The organism is Aliinostoc sp. HNIBRCY26 (genome assembly GCF_050235535.1).
GTDB lineage: Bacteria > Cyanobacteriota > Cyanobacteriia > Cyanobacteriales > Nostocaceae > Trichormus.
Genome location: NZ_CP189852.1, coordinates 759,715 through 778,896 on the forward strand (window position 1 = coordinate 759,715; position 19,182 = coordinate 778,896).

Consider the following 19,182-nt stretch of genomic DNA (forward strand, 5'->3'; position numbering starts at 1 on the left):
AGCCTTTCAATTTTGGATTTTAGATTTTAGATTTTGGACTGAATTCAATCTAATACCATTTCACAAAAAATATGATGCAAATGTAGGTTGGGTTGAGGAACGAAACCCAACACCTCAAAGTTTTGTGATTGTTGGGTTTCACTTCGTTCAACCCAACCTACACATCTGTTTCATTCTTTTCATGAATTGGTATAAAATCTAAAATCTAAAATTCCCAGTCCTCTACAACTTCTGCAACAACTCTTGAGTTAACTGCATAAACGCTTTAGAACCTGCTGACTGGGGTGAATTTAATACAACCGGCATAAAACTATCAACCGCTTTCGCTACATTCATATCTACTGGAATTTGGGCTTTACAAATTTGTTCAACACCAAAATCTTCTACAACTCGGTGCATCACTTGTTTGTAATATCTACCCGTGAGTAAATTGGTGTTGCACATACTGAAAACTATTCCCAGCATTTTAATATTTATCTTGGCTTCCTGTTCATGACTGTCCTTTAGCTGGCCAATGCGTCTTTCTAACAGTTGAATTCCCACCACAGATAAAGGTTCTGGTTTAGCGGGAAGTAAATAAAAATCACTTGCGGCTAAAGCACTACGCGTCATTAAATTGTATCCAGGAGCGCAATCCAAAAGAATAAAATCATACTGATCACGCACTGGTTTTAAAATGTTATTAATTAAGACACGTTCAAACCGATTCCACACGTTTTCAAAGTCTTGTTCACCCAAAGCTACTGTTTGTCTGTGCAGCATTTCTGATACAACAAACTCATCATATAAATCGATATCGCCTGGTAATAAATGTAGTTCTGGCAGATTACAGACCTGAGTTTGGATGATATCATTAATTTTAAGCTCAGACTTAGGATCTGGGTTGATTACTTCGTCAATTAGATATCTAAATGTCAATCTTTGTTTGCGACGTTTGGCAAAATCTAAAGGTGACATCAGACTGAGCGTAGCACTAATTTGGGTATCTAAATCCAGAACTAGTACCTTTTTACCGTAATTTTTTGCTAAACAAGTAGCTAAATTTACGGTGAGGGTTGTTTTCCCTACACCACCTTTCATATTTGCAGTTGCAATTACATATCCCATTGCTTGATTCCTCTGATGACGCGTTCCCAGTTAATTGAACATTCCGGTAAATTTAATATTTACAGGTAAATTAAAAGAGTTGTGCCAACAATATGACCTCGATAGAGTATATAGCAACACGTCATCATGATAATTCGTAATTCGTAATTTGTAATTGCTTCTGAAACAGTATTAGTCACAAAGATGCTTTCCCTGTACTCTGTCGCCTCTATTTTGTGTTCAAGCGAGAACCCCGCCTTCTTAAAGAAACGGGGTTCTAAAATTTCACAATATTCACAAATGCACTCAATTGCCGTAGTTGTTAACCCTAAAATTTAATCTTTGTCGCCTTGAAGTGATATTAATCATTCTGCAATTTTACTTAATCTGGAATATAGATAAATTCTATCTATAGTAATTTAATATAGAATTTATACATAACATTCCTGTTAATTCAGCAGCGTTTTGATTATAGAATATCTCAGTGTTTTGTAAAACACCTTTGCCGTGAATTATTTCATAATGATAATAGCCATATTGATCAATATAAACAACTAGTGTTAGTTGATTAACGGCAATCATTGACAGCAATTTAGTAGTCATTGTTGTACATCCCATTGGGGTGTGAGAGGTTTATATATATTTATTTTTCAGTTTCTTATTAGTCCTACAGGATGAAGTTAGATAAGTTTTGGAGAAATATTTATCTGTCCTCAATTATTTGTGAGTTTTCAGGGGCTAGATTGCTGTGAGGCACAGGGTTTTTCAGCGATCGCAATTTTTATTCCGCCTGGATAATTGCCAGAAAACCATGAGAAATACTTATGCTTTGTGCAGTTTATTCCAGAATCTATGGTGATAAAAATAGGTACTAAATACACCGCTTATCCTGTTTTTACAAGTATTGCTTGGTTTTAAGTCTCTAAAATGTATGAATTACTTCTTTTCGATTTTTCGGGAATTTATTCGTTAATACAGTAATATTTATAGGATAAGTTAGTGATATTTTAAATTATCAGTAACTTGCAATGGTAAATGATAGCAATTCAGTAAAAACTCTTAAGTGTATTTTCTTAATCTGATATCAGTCTTATATCTGAATTTGTTGAGCAAATAAACTTTGTAAGCGATGTAATTGAGAGCCGATTTGGTAGAGTAAGTCACCTTTTCCTAATAGGTAAGCGGCGGATGTTTCTGTACCTCCCAGAACAATTTTCGAGTCGCCTTCACTAGCAGTTCTTAAAGCGACTCTTCCAGGTAAATTGGAACGGATAATGGGGGTGACAATACCGGCTTCGGGACGTTGGGTGGCGATAATGAGATGAATTCCCGCCGCCCTCGCCATTGCACCTAAACGTTTAATACTTTGTTCTAGAGTTTTACGGATTTCTTTTTCCGCCATGAAATCGGCGTATTCATCAAAAATGCAAACTATACGCGGTAAGAGTTGATGAGAACGCTGATTATAGGTAGTTAAATCAGCACAGCCAGCTTTTTCAAACTGCTGATAACGAGATTCCATTTCTAAAACTAATTCTTCCATAAGTTCGGTAGCGCGATCGCTATCTTTCACAACTGGCGAATGTAACCCAGCCATGCGTTCAAACTCTAGCTACCTATTTGTTTTAAAAATATAATTCAATATATTTATTTTGATTTTCAATAAAATTACTACAAATAACTTTATATCTATACTGAGTAAATGGTAATTTTTATAGATAAAATACTGTGGTGTGTGTCATAATTAGCACTAATAAACATTCTGCCAATTTCATAGGGGTGAAAAGTTGCTCTTTAATCCTGAGTTGTGCCGTAACGAAAGCGAAGTTGAAAGCAAGCTCATAGTGCAATATCTACTACCACAGCTAGGTTATACTCCAGACACTTGGCATCAGGAAGTTGCTGTTGGAAGCATTAGATTGGATTTCTTAGCCTTTGCTGCACAAGTTTTACCCTTTGTCTTAGATGCCAACTCACCATTGAGTGTGGTTATGGAGGCAAAACATCCCAAACAGAACTTGAATAATCATGTATCTCGGCTCAGACACTATTTAACAAGTTTGAATGTAGGTTATGGTGTATTAACTAATGGTAGGGAAATTAGAATTTATGAGAATTTAAACAGCGATGTTAGGCTTATTTTTCAGTGTTCAGGTCAACAAATCGAAACAAAATTAGGAAAAATTAAACAGCTAATTGGTAGAGAAAGTATAAAGAATAGGCATATTTTTACTGAACTAGACAGTTTTGCGAATCAACATAATCCTAAAGGTCAATTTAAGGGAGTGCATTCAATGAGAATTATCGCAGTCTACCATAATAAAGGCGGAGTAGGTAAAACAACTACAGTAGTTAACCTAGCAGCAGCTATTAGGAAAAAAGGTAAAAGAGTCCTTGTAATTGATTTTGATAGTCAAGCCAACACTACTTTTGCTACAGGTTTAGTTAAATTTGATGATGAGGAATTTGACGATATTAAGGAATCTAATGTTCTTCAAATATTACAATCTGAAGAGCTTTTTCCTATTTCTGAAGTAGCTAGAAAATCTAATTTTTGTGATCCGGAAATTGATGTTGTACCTGCACACATTGACTTAATGAAAAATGAGACTGATTTAAATGCTCTTGATGGTAGCCGTTTAATACTTATTGAAAAGTTAGAATACGTAAAAAGTAAATATGATATTGTACTTATCGATACACCACCATCGTTAAATCTTTACGCGAGAATAGCTCTTATTACTGCTGACTATCTCATTATTCCATCGGATTTAAAACCTTTTGCCAATCAGGGCTTAGTTAATGTTAAAGAATTTATTAAAGGTGTTAATACTTTTAGAAAACAGATAAGAAAACCACCAATAGAAATTTTAGGTGTACTTGCTTGTAAGATATCTACTAATAATCAATTTATAAAGCATACTTTACCCAAAAGATTGGAATCTATTCCTAAACGATATAATCTTGAAGTCATGGATACAGTAATCTATGATAGAGATGATTTAGCAAAATGTGCTGAAAGAACTTTGTTGGTAGGAGATATGGAAGTTGCTGATCCCATATCTGTACTTGATTTTAAGCCAGATTCGACTGCTGCTCAAGAATTTGAATTACTAGCTATAGAAGTTTTAGAGAAAATAGGTTTATCTTAATGAAACTATCTTTATCACTGGTTGCTGTTAAGAAAATTACCTCTAATAAACCTCGCTCAAAATTTTCTGAGGATGATCTGGAGAAAGCTGCTCATTTAATTTTAGAGTCAGAGGGAGTTATTAACCCCATTGTAGTTCGTAGAACTAGTCTTCAATCTTATGAAGTGGTAGATGGAGACTTTGAATATTATGCTGCTGTTAGAGCTAAAGAAATAGATATTCGTAAGGGAGAAATGATTGGAGTATTTATCATAGAGTCTGAAAATGAAGAGCCTCTAACCAAGCAAGTTCAACTATTCAGGAATGCAAACAAAGAATCTTCTGGAGCAGTAGATTTTACTTTAAAAGATTTGGAAAAATTCTTAAATAATTTAGATTCACGTTTTGAAAAGCTTACTAAGCAATTATTAGAAGAGTCAACTACTAGAATACAATTACAAAACGAGAACAATTATCTTAAGAAAAAGTTGGCTGAGAGAGTTGAGCCTTTAGCAATTTTTACGAAATTTAGCTCTATTAAAATTGTTAAGGAACTAGTGCAAGCTGGCTTTCATTCAAAAAAAGCTAATCAAATAGCAGAAATAGTAGTCAATGAACGTGAAAAACAACAATTTATATCTCTAGAAGATGTAATTGAAAGAGTTAAAATTCCAAGTGGTAAGAAGATGGTAAAAGGTATAAGTACAAAGAAAATGCTAGATATAATACAAAGCTTTTCATCAGATAGTTCAAATGAATGAATTAGCATATATAGCTTGAGTGAAGCGAACCATACTCAATATTCACCCTGGTGTCAGGTATAGCTATTGCTATACCCAGCCTACCACTTTTTGCACTATTTAAGATTTGATGCGCTACTACTAATGTCACTTCTGTGCTTTCTTTGCTAACTTCAACTTCATTACTTTTCCTACTGTTCTCGGAACACCATAAAGCTTACTAAATACCAAATTCCATAAATAACCGTATTTCGGGAAATGCTTCACTAACAATACATCAGAAATTACATGAAATCTCGGTGGTTTTAAAGCAGGGTCTTTATCTATATATCTAATTTGTTCTGGCTTTGGCATCCAGTGACCGATAATCGCATCTTTTTCAAATAAATTTGCTTGCACAAATAAACCAGATAATCTATCAAATCCGCTTGATGGTATCCAGGTTACTGCACCTAAAACCTTGGTGGCTTGGGAAAGTTCCGGTAATGCTTGCTGAATTATATCGTTACGCCAAACAATATTATTAAAGTTCTCAAAATGATAGCCATTATTATCAGTTCTATTAATAAAAGGCCAGAATAAATAACGCCAATCAAAGTTTTTATCTAAAGGTGCAATGGGAACTTCTAATAAACCTTGAAAGTTTCCCTGATTATAAGGATAGGGGTTTTCCGGTGTTTTCTTGCAAATTTCCAATTGGTCAACATCAGGAATTTCTTCCCAAGCTTGTTTAATTCGCGCCTCATCTTTCATATCAATATTGAGTTTTTGCAATCTCAAAACCCAACTTTCAGGAAATCGTTGAAAGTATTTCTCTACTGCTGTACAAACTTGCGGATGTACATAATCATCATCATCTAAGGCTAAAATATATTTACCTTGAGCATTAAGTAAACCCACAAACCTTTGTGGCATTTCTCCTTTATAGGGACTAACTATAACTGTGACTCTAGGATCATCAATTGCTTTAATTTTTACATTTGGCGGATAAACTAAAACAAACTGCACAGAACCTTCTATTTTCAGCAGATTTTCTAACCAGTAATCAGAAAATTTCCCCAATGTTGGTGTAATTATCGAGAGTAAAGGTTGATTATTCATAGTTTTTGTTTAGCAAAATATTAAATAAAATTCCTGGCTTAAACCTATTTATAGGAATCCGATTTGATTTGAATAAAAATCTAAGTATATGTAGGGTGTGTTAGGCGTAAGCCGTAACGCACCAAAGGCTTTGGTGGTAGGTGCGTTACGCTGTCGCTAACACACCCTACTGGACTGACAAGCCTAAAATGATGGATTAGGCGTAGGTTGGGTTGAGCAAAGCGAAACCCAACGCCGTAACCAATGTTGGGTTTCCTAACGTCAACCCAACCTACATTTAATGCACTATTTTAGCCTTGCCACGCCACCACTTATCTACGTATCTGTTCAAAAATCAAGTAGGAATCCTATATAATATGTAGCTGATTTTGATTACCGCTATTTTTTACATAGATAAAAATATTTATACACTTGTCAATCGGTCAGTATATCAAGAGTATCTAGATTTTGCCTACAGCAATCTTAACGTGAAAGTGCTGAGTGCTGAGTAGTGTTAGCGGTAGCGCGGCGTTTAGCCGGTGCTGAGGTTTGCTGATGAGTCAATAGCTCATTTGAATATTGAGATAATTTGCCGCTATATTTTACAGGTAAAGTATAAAAGTTATAAAAAATACTAACCCATCTAAGGCTCGTCTATGCGTATTCTCATGCTTTCATCGACTTTTCCTTATCCACCAAGTCGCGGTGGTACGGAAATTAGAACTTTTAATTTACTGAAATACCTCCAACAAAACCATGATGTGACGCTGGTAACTCAGTACAATAAGAGTGTGTCTGATGTGGAAGTAGAAGAGTTACGCAAGTATGTGAGTGAATTACTGATTTTTCCTTTACCGCCAGATCCCCAATCTCAAAATCCTGTGGCTGGGTTGTTGGCGAAAACGGGACGCTTCCTAGAATCAGTCACTAAAGCGACACCACCGAATGTTCTCCATCGCTATTCGCCGGAAATTCAGGCGTTTGTTGATAATTGTGTGCGCGAACAAAAATATGATGTGATTACCTGTGAACACAGTGTCAACGAAATTTATATCCGTCCTGAATTTCGCCATCAAGTGAATACGGTGATTGATGTACATAGTTCAGTATACGGCTGGATACGGGATCATTTAGAAATGGGTGCAGCCGCTAATGCTTTGCGCGATCGCCTCTATCTTACCTTGGTTTTGAAGCGTTACGAGCAGCGATACTGTAGTAAATTTTCTAATATCGTCGTCACCACGGAAGATGACCGCCAAGAATTCCTCAAACTGCGTCCTGACATTGATATTCAAGTTATTCCCAACGGTGTAGATTTAGACTTATTTCCCTATCGTCACCAAGATCCAGGGGGACACAGTTTAATCTTTGTCGGCGCGATGGATGCTTCTCACAACATCGACGCAGCTAGATTTTTTGCGTTCGCTGTCTTCCCAGAACTGCAAAACCGTTATCCTGACGCAACCTTTAGTATTGTAGGTGCTAGACCCACACCAGAGGTTTTAAGTCTAGAAAAAATTCCTGGTGTCAAAGTCTTGGGACGCGTCCCTGTGATGGCAGATTATCTACATAAATCTACTGTGTGTGTTGTGCCATTACGCACAGGTTTCGGCATTAAAAATAAAACTTTGGAAGCTATGGCCGCAGGTGTACCCACAGTAGCCAGCGATCGCGGCTTAGAAGGACTCAATGTAGATGGTGATGGTGTACCATTAGCAGCATTGAGAGCCAATCAGCCCGCAGAATATGTTGATGTGATTAGTGAATTATTTGATCATCCATCACTGAGAGCAGAACTATCTCATAACGGTAGACAATTAGTGGAAACACAATTTACCTGGGAAATCGCCGGACAACGTTATGAGCAAGTTTGTTTAGGGAATCGTAAAAAACATTACCAATGAAAATGAGAATAGACTATTTAACAAAATACTAAGATAGCGTTCGTAGTAAGGACTTTAGTCCTTTCTTGAGGACTAAAGTCCTCACTACAAACCTTTAATTATTTACCTTGTTCTCATTGGTAGCTGGAAACTTTGGTAGTGCTTGTTACTTCATTATTAGTTAGACGGTGTGCATATAATTGGCATATTACACCTAACTTATGTAATGCTCCTTGCACTTGAGAAAATAATATGAAAATCAGAGGCTATAAAAATTTATTTGTATTAGCATTCCTCAGCTTAAGTTGCATCCAAGCTGCTGATGCTATCACTCCGGTAAATTCCCCATCTCAACTATCTCAAGAAGTCGCTACATTGCGAAAACAGGGGTCGAAAGGCTTACAAAGATTTCTGAAGACTCATGCTAACCAACTTAATGATCCTCAAGTGAGGACAGCTTTGGATGCACTTTGTCAGCAACGAGACTGTTACGCCTCTCGCTTATATTGGTACACAGATTTAGCACAGGCTAAAGCAGCAGCTCAAGCTAGTGGTAAACCGATTTTATCTCTGCGGTTGTTGGGTAAACTCGACCAAGATTTAAGCTGTGCGAATAGTCGCTTTTTTAGAGTTGCACTTTACCCCAATGCAGAAATATCCGAAATGCTGCAAGATCGTTTTATTCTCCACTGGGAATCAGTGCGTCCTGCGCCTAAAGTTACAATTGATTTTGGCGATGGTCGCAAGTTAGAACGGACAATTACAGGTAATAGTATTCACTACATTTTAGATAGTTCCGGTCGTCCAATTGATGCTATTCCTGGATTGTATGGCCCGAAAGCTTTTTTAAAACAACTCCAGCAAGCTGAAATTGCAGCTAAGGAATATAGCAGACTTGCGAGTGCAAACCGTAATGGCTTTTTACAAAAATACCATAGCGATCGCCTGCAAGCAATTGAAACTCAGTGGCGAGCTGATTTATCCAAGTTAGGGATACAATCTCCCCCTAGACGCACAGCTTCAGTTAATCCGAGTCAGCCAGTTACAGCAGAAATTGCTGCACCGATAGCAGTATCTAAAATGGCGGTAGAACGGCCATTACTTAGAAGTATCCAACCTAGCAGCGATCGCGATAATTTAATCAGAATTACCAACGAAGATGCTTGGAGTAGGATTGCTCAACTTTATAATGTTGAGGCACAATTAGATGATAATAGTGTTGCTTTAATCAAAGCTAAAACTAAACAGAATAATTTATCCAGATTGGTACAGAATTTTGAAGCAGCAATGGCTGTAGATACAGTCAGAAACGAATATATGCTGCACAGTCAAATACATCAATGGTTTGCAGAAGGTAATCAGACTGATAACGTGGCGTTACTTAATGAAAAAGTCTACGCACAATTATTTCTCACTCCCAGTTCTGATCCTTGGTTGGGACTTGCTCCCAATGACGCATACAGCGCAATAGATAATGACGGTTTACGTTAATTAAGCTAATAATCCCAATTTCTTGCCATTATCTTTGGCAAGACGAATTAACTTTTGTCTTTCTTTGGATTCTATGCCAATTCGATTACAGAAATTAGTGATCGCTTGCGAATGTAAAGCGATCGCTTTACCACGCAATTGATTAAATTGTACTTTACCCATCAAGTTACGAATTAAAACTACTAAAGGTGCAAACATTGTTAATTCCTCACAGCTACTAGATTTTGTCAAATTCTTTTGTATATGTGCAGTCGTTATTAGCTGACACCACAAGAGATCAGGATGATTGCAGTCACAAATAAAGTCGCGATCGCACCTTGGAGTGCATAGCGGTTTTGCTGTTCCTGATTGGGGTAAGCAGCGTAGTACATTTCAGGTTCGGTGGGGTAGTTATTGAGTTGACCGCTTTCGTTAATGGTGGTGTACATCTCGTTTTCCTTGGCTTGTTAACTTATGTAAATAAATATAACAATATTGTTACAAAACATCAAGAGGGCTTGACATATAAAACTTGATACTATCTATAAAATCTACTTATATAAAAAAACCCCGATTTCTACGCAAAATCAGGGTACGGCTGTTAAGGGACTTCCAGATAAAAAAATATCCAAACTGTAGGGTGCGTCAGTGCGATAAAACCTAACTATACAAAGAGATTATTCATACTGACGCACCCTACTAAGCTGTTTATTTGGCATAATTTATTTTTTGGTGTTCCCTAAGTCTTTAATCCAAAATCCAAAATCCAAAATCCAAAATCCAAAATCCAAAATCCAAAATCCAAAATTCTAAGAGGCTTCCGATTGCAGCTTTTCCAGTGTCGCTAGGACTTCTGCACTGTGAACAGATGGATTAACCTTAACAAAAGCGGCGCGGAGAGTGCCTTGTGGATCAATGATAAAACTGTGACGCATAGATAAATAACCCAGCCAAGAACCATAAGCTTTACTCACAGCACCGGTAGTATCAGCCAAAAGCGGGAATTTTAACCCCTCAGAATCACAAAACTCAGCATGAGAATCGATATCGTCAGCACTCACACCAACAATCTCAACATTTTTCGCCACATATTTGGGTAAATCCTGCTGAAAACGGCGTGCTTCAATGGTGCAACCAGATGTAAAGTCTTTGGGATAAAAATACAGAACTACCCACTTACCACGCAAATCAGCCAACCCTAATTGGCCATCCCCTGTATTAGTTGGCAAAGTAAACTCCGGCGCAGGTTGATTAATTGCAGGTAGTTTCCCACCTAGTGCATAAGTAACAGGCGCGAAATTTAACCAACTGATAACCGTAAAACAGCAAACCAAAAATATATTCAAAAAATTGCGTCGGGAAATCATAATGCAGATCAGAATGACAACTTTACATAAGTTTACATTTCTTAGCTGTTGCTGTGCTTGAATTTACAAGAAAAATTATCTTGAATTTCACAGGCAATTAAAAATTTTCTTGACTGAAGTAACTGTAACAGAGTATAAAGATGCTTGTATCGGCTCTATTAAGTAATGGTGAATTAACAAATGCTTAGTTATTCACTAATTAGTTATAGAGGAAAATCATGGAATAAACAAATGAGGGTGTTAATGTTGAGAGAAAACAGCCCAGGCTTGGCTATGCAAAGACTCTTGACAATATGAAATACAGATATTGCTGCAAAAGTAATGCACATCTCCAACTTTAATGACAACTCTATTTTTCCGATTTTCTCACCTGCAAAAAATGGGTGAATCTTTAGTATTTACCTAATTTATCGTCAATTTTTTCTTAATTATGCACTAGTAAATTATCTCTAACTGCTTTCTAATTATTTTTAGATAACAAAAGAGATAGCTTTGTGCTGATTAATTGAAAATCAGTTTCCCTTCTATTGACTCTCGCTATGACCAGCAACAAAAAACAAAAATTACGCCAGTCTTTTGCTGTTAGCCTGGCGGTACTAGGCTTTGTATCTACTCTCTGCTTGAACGCGCGTTCCAAAAACGTCAAGACTGAGAATGTGATGTCTGTGAATATACCAGCAGCATCAGCCCAAACCACACGGAAAACGTATTACGTTTCACCAACAGGTAATAATAGCAATCCTGGGACAGCAACTCAGCCGTGGAGAAACATCAATTATGCGGTTGGTTCAACCTCTCCCGTGACAGCAGGAGATACTATTCTCATTCAACCAGGAACCTACACAGGACTCGTCACCCTTGGTAAATCAGGTAACAGCACATCAGGTCATATCACCCTCAAAGCGAACGGTCGGGTAGTATTGCGTGATCCTGATCCCATCAATGGTGGCTTCCGCGAAGGAGTCATTCAATCAGCAAATAAGAGTTATTGGATTATTGACGGTTTTCGCATTGAAAACACTTCTTGGGCAGGAATTTCTCTGCGTGATGCCAGCAATATGATTGTCCAAAACAACCATACCTATCAGACTGGAGCTTCAGGTATCATCGTTCTGCCGGAAAACTACTACAATGGCGGAGAATTGGAAATTACTAGCAGTAATATCAAAATCTTAAGAAACACCATTGAAAGAGCCAATTGGAGATGGACAAGTCTTAGTTCTACAGAAGGTACACAAGAAGCCTTGAGCATCTGGGGTGTCAATGGTTTTGAGGTGGCATACAATACCCTCAAAGAAGGTAATCGTGAAGGTATCGATGCCAAAGTAGGTTCTCGCAATGGTTCTATTCATGACAATACAGTGACTCGTCAAGCACTAGTTTCCGGCACAGCCAATGGATACCGTGGTGGGCCTGCCATATATCTTGATGGCAATCGCGCCAAGATGTTCAACATTGATATCTACAACAATCTCGTTTACAACAATACAGCCGATGCGATCGCCATTGCAGATGAAGTTACTGATATTGGGGATGTATCGAACATCCGAGTATACAACAATGTGATCTACGGGAATGGCATACAAGGAGTAAACGGTGGTGCAGGCATTAAGATTGACAGAAATGTTAGCAATGTTCAGGTATTCCACAATACTATAGCCAAGAACGTTCAAGCCTTTATTGTTGTAGATGCTTACTCTTACACTAGCGGTTATCAACCGTATCAAATCCAACTTCAAAATAATATCTTTGCTGATAGTAGTTACCGCAATGGCTACATCTCCAACGCTCAAAACATAGTATTGAAGAATAATTTGTATACCGATAAGTTTCCCAACTTCTACGACAACGGAGGTGGTGTACAATCCTTATCATCCTTAAACAATATCAAAGTAGCGTCGGCGGGATTTATCAACTTAACTGGTAATGATTTCCATCTCTCGTCTACTTCGCCAGCAATTAATGTTGGTTCTAAAGACGGGATTTCGTATATCCAGTTTGATAAGGACGGCAAAGCTAGGATTCAAAGCATTAGCGTTGATATAGGTGCTTACGAATCTTCCTTTTAGTTCTGTTGACTTTTTGTAGAGATGTTGCATACAACGTCTCTACAACTACAACTTGGTAAGCTAATGAGCATTTAATCTGATAAAAACAGAGCTAAAGCCCTGACTACAAACTGGTTGCTCTGGGGAAATGAATCAGCATCATTGAATGGCTGGAGGTTTGTCTATACTTTCAATGTATTGACTGTCTAAAAGAAAAGCTCCCTTAGCAAAGCGAATACCCCAATAGCCGCCGGGGCGACGGTCAAGAACTATACCCTCTTCACCTAGATGGATGACATCGGGAGGACGTAGCATGGGCATGGGATCGGCGGTTTTGACATAAGGGGGTAATGCTACGACTCGGACTTTACTACCAATGATAAATTCTTCAGACATACAAAAAGAGCTAGGAGTTTTAATCCACTCATAGCTCATTACTTTCAACTTTACTAGTGGTGTGACGGAAGATTGTGTGATGTTGGGAATTAGGTAATGGGAAAGGGGAGGGAACATTTCCCCGTTCCCGTTCTTCTGCAAGAAGTCTGTTATACCAATTCGCAATTCTCAATTCAGACAGTCAGATACCATCTGAGTTTCAGGCTTTGCATCTGTTGCCTAATTTTGGAAAATTGGTGTTAACTGGGAGTTATGGCAAATATTTTTTGGACTTCAGCTAAAGGTAAATGCCAAAGCAGTTCGGGTTGCCAGGTATCGGGGTCAAATTGAGACTGACAACCACGTTGATAAGCTCGCCATAGTCTATCCCAGCTAAATTGTTGACGATAGTTGAGATTGCGATGAATGACGCGTAACAGTCCTAGTCCTAACAACATATTGGCTAGTTGTAATTTAGCTCCCAACAGAAATGCTTGGACTTCTGCTTCATTAATTGGGTCTGTACCGTAGCCTGTGAGGACATGAACGCCATCATGAAGTTGTTTGCGTCGGGGGCCGGTGGTGAAGGGTGGGATCTGATGCGTGTCGAGAAAATCAGCCCAACTTCTGCCAAAAGTACCTGGAGGGAGCGATCGCAATTGTTCTATATTGACAATTGCTGGGACATCTTTTCCTGTTGTGGCGGTAACACGATCAATTAAATCTAAAAATTTTTGTAGATTAGGCGTGGGATTAGTAGTATCGGTAAGAGGTTGCATCATAATTTTTTAACTAAGTCTTGTTTAATTCAGTCAGATGGGTAATTTCCCATCTTGACTAAGTATTAATGGTGATTAATTGTGTTTGTAGCGATAAATAGTGCGAGATATATTATTTTCGCGACGATTCAGTTGTCTACGCTCCCTAACTGTTAAGCCTCTGCCACTATGTATGTAACGTCTTCTAGTAGCATCAACTGCGGCTTCTCGACGTTCTAAATTCCGCAATTCGGCTGGGGTAATAGAACCGTTTCTAACACCGTTATAAATACGTTGTTCTTGATTCACTTCACGGCGATAAACTTCGCCAGCAGAAGCAATTGTTGGTAAAAAAATAACACTAGCACATACAGCAGCAGCAATTAAGCGTTTCATGTCAATATCCTGGTTAAATGAGAGATTATGTTTAGATACAAAACTAGTTACTATTTTGTTGACGACGTTGTTGCCAACGCTCACGACGACTAGCTTTGAGTTCTTGTAGTTTGGTGCGTTGTTCTGGGGTTAAAACTGCTTCAATTTGTTTTTTAGACTCTTCTCTAATCGCTCTGAGTCTGGCTTTTTGGTCATCGGTCAAATTTAATTCCGCCATTTTCTTTCCACGACGCGCTCCCGCTTCGGGACGTTCACCTGCTTGGCCTTGCGCTCGGCGTGCTTGTCTTTCTTGGCGTGCTGCTTCTAGCTTGGCTTTTTGTTCTGGGGTGAAGACTGCTTCCATTTGAGTCCGAGCATTTTCCCGAATTTGTCTAATTCTGGTTTGTTGCTCTTGTGTGAGTCCTAAAGCTTCCCAGGGGCCTTTTTTGTCGGCTTGAGCGATTTGAAATGCAGAGGTAGGAGTGTTTTGAGCTTGGACAACAAAGGGAGTTGCAGTTGTTGTTAAAGTAAGAGCGATCGCACCAGCTAACAGAGATAATGATTTAAGTTGCATTGATAACCTCATGTGATTTTTCTTTGGTATGCGACTATCTTATGAACTCAGATCAGCTATTCACATGAGGATAAAGTCACGAATCAACCCATGACTTTAGTCATAGTTTAACTATGATTAAGGTGACTGGTGATACTCGTATAAATCGGGTATATGTGAGGAGAGCAGGCTATTAATTTTTTATCTTGATTATGAGCCGTCCTATTCAAATTAATAATCATCCTTTTCGTTTTTTACTGTATTTAGAATGGATATTACTGGCACTTTCCGTTCTTATACTAGTTTTGCCCTATTCCTCACCACGAGCTACTAGTAGATTCCCTGAGTTAGCCGTTTTGAATCTGATTATTTTCGGCTTGATGGGTCTGAGATTACCTACTAGTAATAATGTCATTAAAATTATTTATACAGCCTGTGGATTGAGTTTAATTTTTATCACTAGTTTATTCGGCGGCAGACCTGATCGCCCATTTCCGTTTCTCTATATGATTTTAGTGATTCGTAGCTGTTTAATGTTCCAATTACCTGGAAGGTTATCAGTTACGTTTGTCTCATTTTCTTTATTTTTAATTACTTTAATATATCGTATACCCCATGCTTCCCGACGTAATCCTTTTATACCACAAGCAGCACCAGAGAGGGTAATATTTTTTACGTTGAGTTTGGCTTTATTGTCTGGCTTAAGTTTAGTATTTGTCTTAATGTTAATGAATACCGTCTTATCAGAACGCCAAAGTCGAGAAGATTTAGCGATCGCTAATGAAAAACTCAGGCAATATGCCCTCCGTATTGAAAATCAAGCTACCCTAGAAGAACGCAATCGCATCGCACGGGAAATTCACGATTCTTTGGGTCATTCTTTGACGGCTTTAAATCTACAATTAGAAACAGCTTTAAAACTTTATCAAGCTAATCCTGATAAGGCCTATAGTTTTTTATCTAGGGCGAAGGAGTTGGGATCTAAAGCTTTACAGGATGTGCGACAGTCGGTTTCGACGATGCGATCGCAGCCATTACAAGATAAAACTTTGGCAGAGGCAATTAATAATTTAGCTGAAGATTTTCAAAAGACAAATAATATTGTTCTCAATTGTCAGATTAATATTGAATATTCTTTTGCTAGTGATTTGAATACTGCCATTTACCGAATTATTCAAGAATCATTAACGAATATTTCTAAACACGCCAACGCCACAGAAGTCAATATCAATGCTGCTATCCATCGGGGTAGTTTATATATTACGATTCAAGATAATGGTAGGGGGTTTGATTTAGAACAAAATACTACAGGATTTGGCTTGCAAAGTATGCGTGATCGCGCTTTGTCTTTAGGTGGTCAATTTACAATTAATAGTGCCTTTGGTTGTGGTTGTCAAATTACCGTTGAGATTCCTTTAACTAGGTTAATTAAATGATTAAAGTATTATTAGTTGATGACCAAAGTTTAATTCGTCAAGGCTTAAGAGCTTTATTAGAATTAGAACCTGATTTAGAAATTGTGGGAGAAGCAGAAAACGGGGAAATCGCCTTGGATATAATTTCTCAATTAGAACCTGATGTGGTATTGATGGATATGAGAATGCCCATTATGGATGGAGTTGCAGCCACTAAAGAAATTCAAAAGCGTTTTCAGGGAGTGAAAGTTTTAGTGCTGACAACTTTTGATGATGAAGAGTATGTCAAAGCTGCCTTACAATATGGGGCAATGGGTTATTTACTCAAAGATACACCTTCCGAAGAATTAGCTGTGGCTGTGCGTGCGGTGCAGAAGGGATATACTCAGTTAGGCCCAGGAATTGTCAAAAAACTGTTGACAGAATTTCAACCGCCTGCACCCAATCAAACGCCAACTATTCCGCCCAGTTTAGCAGAACTCACACCCAGAGAAAAAGAAGTTTTACTGCTAATTGCCACAGGTGCAAATAACCGCGAAATAGCTCAACAGCTTTATATTTCTGAAGGCACAGTTAAAAATCATGTAACTAATATTTTAAATCGCTTGCACCTGCGCGATCGCACTCAAGCCGCTATTATTGCCAACACCTATTTATCTTATCTCAACAATGCAATTTAAATAGACACTAATCAAATTATTCTTGTCTTAATGCTGCCATAACTTGTGGTGTAATATCTCTACCACCACTGAGGTTAGTGAACAAACATTGAATCGTGTAAATTATTCCCCAAGGTATACCCCACCAACCTAGAAAGAATGAAATCAGGTTAAACTTCAAACCTTTCATAAAAGTGTTTTCGCCTGATTTCACTAAATAGATTTCCGAACTACGTTTAAATGTTAAGATTAATATAGAAATGCAATAGAGGAAGACAACAAATTTAGCACCATTCGCCAATTCTTGATTTAATTCTTCTACTGTCATGTTATCTATGCCGATAATTTTAGACATTCATCCCCCATAAATTTAAGTGAATAATTTTAAACATTCCTGGCGCAATATACCTTTAGTCACTCTGATATTGCTAAATGACTTAGCAATCACCTCTTCACAAGAAATATTAATTTGTGACTGATTAATAGCAATTAAATCTGCAATTGAAACACCATAAATAATTTCTGATACTCCACTCCAAACACAGGCGGCTGCACACATAGGACAGGGTTCACCAGTGGTGTATATGCTATAACCTTCTAAGGAAAAGTTATTGATTTGATTCGCTAAACGGCGAATTACATTAATTTCTGCATGAGCAGAAGGATCGCAATCTCTAGCCACAGTATTGTGTGCTAGTGCTACCACTTGATTATCTTTAACCATCACCGCGCCATAAGGTGCATCCCCCTTTTTGGCTTCTGCAATTGCTACACTCATAAAATATTCTTGGTTCATCTTAGCTTGGTGATTCAGGCGAATAATCAGTAAAAATACCATATTCCCAAACTGGTAATCAAATATGTTACTGACTAGAAAACAAACAGAATTTTACTTAACAGACTTAGAAACGCCTATTGGTAAAGCGGTTAATTTAGCGATCGCGGCTTTAGTTTTAATCTCATCAGGAATTTTTGTCGCTCAGACATATAATCTACCTGGAGATATCCGCTTACAGTTAGATGTTGTAGATAAGATTATCTTGATAATTTTTGCTGTAGAGTATATTCTGCGTTTGTGGAGTGCAGAAAATAAAATTAATTACATTTTTAGTTTCTACGCAATTATTGATTTATTGGCGATTTTACCGTTCTTTATTGGTTTAGTAGATATTAGTTTTATTCGTCTATTGCGCTGGTTTAGAATTTTGCGTTTAATTAGGTTTATAGATAAACAATTTTTATTTAGCAATCTCAGCACAGCAGACAGCATAATTTCCATTCGCATATTATTTACATTATTTGCGATTATTTTTGTCTATTCCGGCTTAATTTATCAGGTGGAGCATCCCGTCAACCCCCAAGTTTACGGAACTTTTTTAGATGCTTTTTATTTTTCTGTCGTCACTATGACTACTGTCGGATTTGGTGATGTTACGCCAATTTCAGAACTAGGAAGATTATTGACAGTTTTGATGATTTTGACAGGAGTTACTTTAATTCCTTGGCAAGTGGGAGATTTAATTAAAGGTTTGGTGAAAACTGCTAATCAAGTGCAAACAAGTTGTTTGGGTTGTGGTTTAGCTTTTCACGATAAAGATGCAGATTTTTGTAAAAGATGTGGAGCTAAATTGCCATAATTGGGAAATAGGGCATGGGGAATGGGGCATGGGTAACAGAATAGACCTCTTACAGAAAGTCATGCTTCTAGCGTCTTTATTTGCGTCTACCCTGCGGGTTTCGCTTTAGCAGTACGCGTGAGGCGAAAAAAGATGGCGGTGAGCATCAGGGTAAGAAAGTGACAAGACAAATATCACTCATCAGAGGGAAGTCTTAGCCACTCCAAGAATCACACTAGTAAGAAAGAACAATTGTTTTGTCTGGGTTCGGTTCCTAGAGAAAGCAAAATTGTGATCCGAGAGATGCTTTGGGAGTACAGAAAAATGGTAAAACAATCTAACCCAGCTCTCCACGAAGAACCACGTTATCAACCAGCACCAATAATTCCTCTGAAACAGGAGGAATCTTTAATTGATTGGTTGCAAAATAGTGGTCGATTAATTTCTTCCTCAACTATTGATTATTCTTACGCAGAGGAAGGAGATGAAGAAGATTACGTGGAAGAACTTGTAGATAGCTTTGACTTTGAGGCGGAAGAGGTCGAAGATTTAGAAGAAGATTAGTCATCTGACCGAGTAGTGAGTGTTGAATAACGTAAGTGGTGGACAACAACAACTAGCGATCG

At 37.8% G+C, this 19,182-nt stretch carries 20 protein-coding genes and 1 pseudogene; 9 read left to right on the forward strand and 12 right to left on the reverse strand.

The features are described 5' to 3' along the window. Positions 1–222: 222 nt before the first annotated feature. Complete coding sequence (locus ACQFX9_RS03220; RefSeq protein ID WP_427160676.1) at positions 223–1,107, reverse strand: ParA family protein; 885 nt, start codon at positions 1,105–1,107, stop codon at positions 223–225. 1,069 nt (positions 1,108–2,176) lie between these two features. Beyond that, positions 2,177–2,695, reverse strand: a pseudogene (locus ACQFX9_RS03225) (FtsK/SpoIIIE domain-containing protein); the annotation flags it as partial. A gap of 178 nt (positions 2,696–2,873) precedes the next feature. On the opposite strand from ACQFX9_RS03225, the gene ACQFX9_RS03230 reads away from it, so the two are divergent. Both ACQFX9_RS03230 and ACQFX9_RS03235 read left to right on the forward strand, forming a co-directional pair. Then, positions 2,874–4,238 carry an AAA family ATPase gene (locus ACQFX9_RS03230; protein ID WP_427160677.1) on the forward strand — a complete coding sequence of 455 codons (1,365 nt, stop codon included), beginning with the start codon at positions 2,874–2,876 and terminating at the stop codon, positions 4,236–4,238. Beyond that, complete coding sequence (locus tag ACQFX9_RS03235) at positions 4,238–4,978, forward strand: ParB N-terminal domain-containing protein (protein ID WP_427160678.1); 741 nt, start codon at positions 4,238–4,240, stop codon at positions 4,976–4,978. Before ACQFX9_RS03230 ends, ACQFX9_RS03235 begins: the two co-directional genes overlap by 1 nt. Before the next feature lie 126 nt (positions 4,979–5,104). Here the strand turns inward: ACQFX9_RS03235 and ACQFX9_RS03240 are convergent, their stop codons facing one another. Next, positions 5,105–6,058, reverse strand: coding sequence for a glycosyltransferase (locus tag ACQFX9_RS03240; protein ID WP_427160679.1), 954 nt, complete (start codon positions 6,056–6,058; stop codon positions 5,105–5,107). A 635-nt stretch (positions 6,059–6,693) separates the two neighbouring features. Between ACQFX9_RS03240 and ACQFX9_RS03245 the strand changes: the two genes are divergently transcribed. Further along, positions 6,694–7,941, forward strand: a complete 1,248-nt coding sequence (locus tag ACQFX9_RS03245; RefSeq protein WP_427160680.1) for a glycosyltransferase family 4 protein — start codon at positions 6,694–6,696, stop codon at positions 7,939–7,941. 231 nt (positions 7,942–8,172) lie between these two features. Beyond that, positions 8,173–9,411, forward strand: coding sequence for a hypothetical protein (locus tag ACQFX9_RS03250; RefSeq protein ID WP_427160681.1), 1,239 nt, complete (start codon positions 8,173–8,175; stop codon positions 9,409–9,411). Here the strand turns inward: ACQFX9_RS03250 and pgr5 are convergent, their stop codons facing one another. From pgr5 to ACQFX9_RS03265, 3 genes are all read right to left on the reverse strand, one after another. Beyond that, positions 9,412–9,609: a cyclic electron transport protein PGR5 gene (pgr5, locus tag ACQFX9_RS03255; protein WP_427160682.1), complete on the reverse strand. Its 198-nt coding sequence runs from the start codon at positions 9,607–9,609 to the stop codon at positions 9,412–9,414. 59 nt (positions 9,610–9,668) lie between these two features. Next, positions 9,669–9,839, reverse strand: coding sequence for a photosystem II assembly protein Psb34 (gene psb34 / locus ACQFX9_RS03260; RefSeq protein ID WP_427160683.1), 171 nt, complete (start codon positions 9,837–9,839; stop codon positions 9,669–9,671). Between the two features lie 360 nt (positions 9,840–10,199). Continuing rightward, entirely contained in the window at positions 10,200–10,757 is a 558-nt protein-coding gene (locus ACQFX9_RS03265) for a peroxiredoxin (RefSeq protein WP_427160684.1), read from the reverse strand. A 539-nt stretch (positions 10,758–11,296) separates the two neighbouring features. Between ACQFX9_RS03265 and ACQFX9_RS03270 the strand changes: the two genes are divergently transcribed. Further along, entirely contained in the window at positions 11,297–12,826 is a 1,530-nt protein-coding gene (locus ACQFX9_RS03270) for a right-handed parallel beta-helix repeat-containing protein (RefSeq protein ID WP_427160685.1), read from the forward strand. A gap of 138 nt (positions 12,827–12,964) precedes the next feature. Here the strand turns inward: ACQFX9_RS03270 and sipA are convergent, their stop codons facing one another. The 4 genes from sipA to ACQFX9_RS03290 all read right to left on the reverse strand — a co-directional run bounded on the left by sipA (position 12,965) and on the right by ACQFX9_RS03290 (position 14,887). After that, positions 12,965–13,201, reverse strand: coding sequence for a regulatory protein SipA (gene sipA, locus ACQFX9_RS03275; protein WP_427160686.1), 237 nt, complete (start codon positions 13,199–13,201; stop codon positions 12,965–12,967). A 239-nt stretch (positions 13,202–13,440) separates the two neighbouring features. Next, on the reverse strand, positions 13,441–13,962 hold the full coding sequence (locus tag ACQFX9_RS03280) for a Coq4 family protein (protein WP_427160687.1): 522 nt from the start codon (positions 13,960–13,962) through the stop codon (positions 13,441–13,443). A 72-nt stretch (positions 13,963–14,034) separates the two neighbouring features. Further along, positions 14,035–14,334 (reverse strand): hypothetical protein, encoded by a 300-nt coding sequence (locus tag ACQFX9_RS03285; protein WP_427160688.1) that lies wholly within the window; start codon positions 14,332–14,334, stop codon positions 14,035–14,037. A 43-nt stretch (positions 14,335–14,377) separates the two neighbouring features. Next, on the reverse strand, positions 14,378–14,887 hold the full coding sequence (locus ACQFX9_RS03290) for a Spy/CpxP family protein refolding chaperone (protein WP_427160689.1): 510 nt from the start codon (positions 14,885–14,887) through the stop codon (positions 14,378–14,380). A 191-nt stretch (positions 14,888–15,078) separates the two neighbouring features. Between ACQFX9_RS03290 and ACQFX9_RS03295 the strand changes: the two genes are divergently transcribed. Then, on the forward strand, positions 15,079–16,302 hold the full coding sequence (locus tag ACQFX9_RS03295; RefSeq protein WP_427160690.1) for a sensor histidine kinase: 1,224 nt from the start codon (positions 15,079–15,081) through the stop codon (positions 16,300–16,302). Then, on the forward strand, positions 16,299–16,961 hold the full coding sequence (locus ACQFX9_RS03300) for a response regulator (protein ID WP_427160691.1): 663 nt from the start codon (positions 16,299–16,301) through the stop codon (positions 16,959–16,961). Before ACQFX9_RS03295 ends, ACQFX9_RS03300 begins: the two co-directional genes overlap by 4 nt. A gap of 16 nt (positions 16,962–16,977) precedes the next feature. On the opposite strand, the gene ACQFX9_RS03305 is transcribed toward ACQFX9_RS03300, so the two are convergent. Together ACQFX9_RS03305 and ACQFX9_RS03310 are read right to left on the reverse strand one after the other, a co-directional pair. Beyond that, positions 16,978–17,295, reverse strand: a complete 318-nt coding sequence (locus ACQFX9_RS03305; protein WP_427160692.1) for a hypothetical protein — start codon at positions 17,293–17,295, stop codon at positions 16,978–16,980. A gap of 15 nt (positions 17,296–17,310) precedes the next feature. After that, entirely contained in the window at positions 17,311–17,736 is a 426-nt protein-coding gene (locus tag ACQFX9_RS03310; RefSeq protein WP_427162782.1) for a nucleoside deaminase, read from the reverse strand. A 64-nt stretch (positions 17,737–17,800) separates the two neighbouring features. On the opposite strand from ACQFX9_RS03310, the gene ACQFX9_RS03315 reads away from it, so the two are divergent. Then, entirely contained in the window at positions 17,801–18,577 is a 777-nt protein-coding gene (locus tag ACQFX9_RS03315; protein ID WP_236141647.1) for an ion transporter, read from the forward strand. A 303-nt stretch (positions 18,578–18,880) separates the two neighbouring features. Beyond that, the gene (locus tag ACQFX9_RS03320) at positions 18,881–19,120 is read left to right on the forward strand and encodes a DUF3134 domain-containing protein (protein WP_427160693.1); all 240 of its coding nucleotides are present in this window, start codon (positions 18,881–18,883) and stop codon (positions 19,118–19,120) included. Positions 19,121–19,182 lie beyond the last annotated feature (62 nt).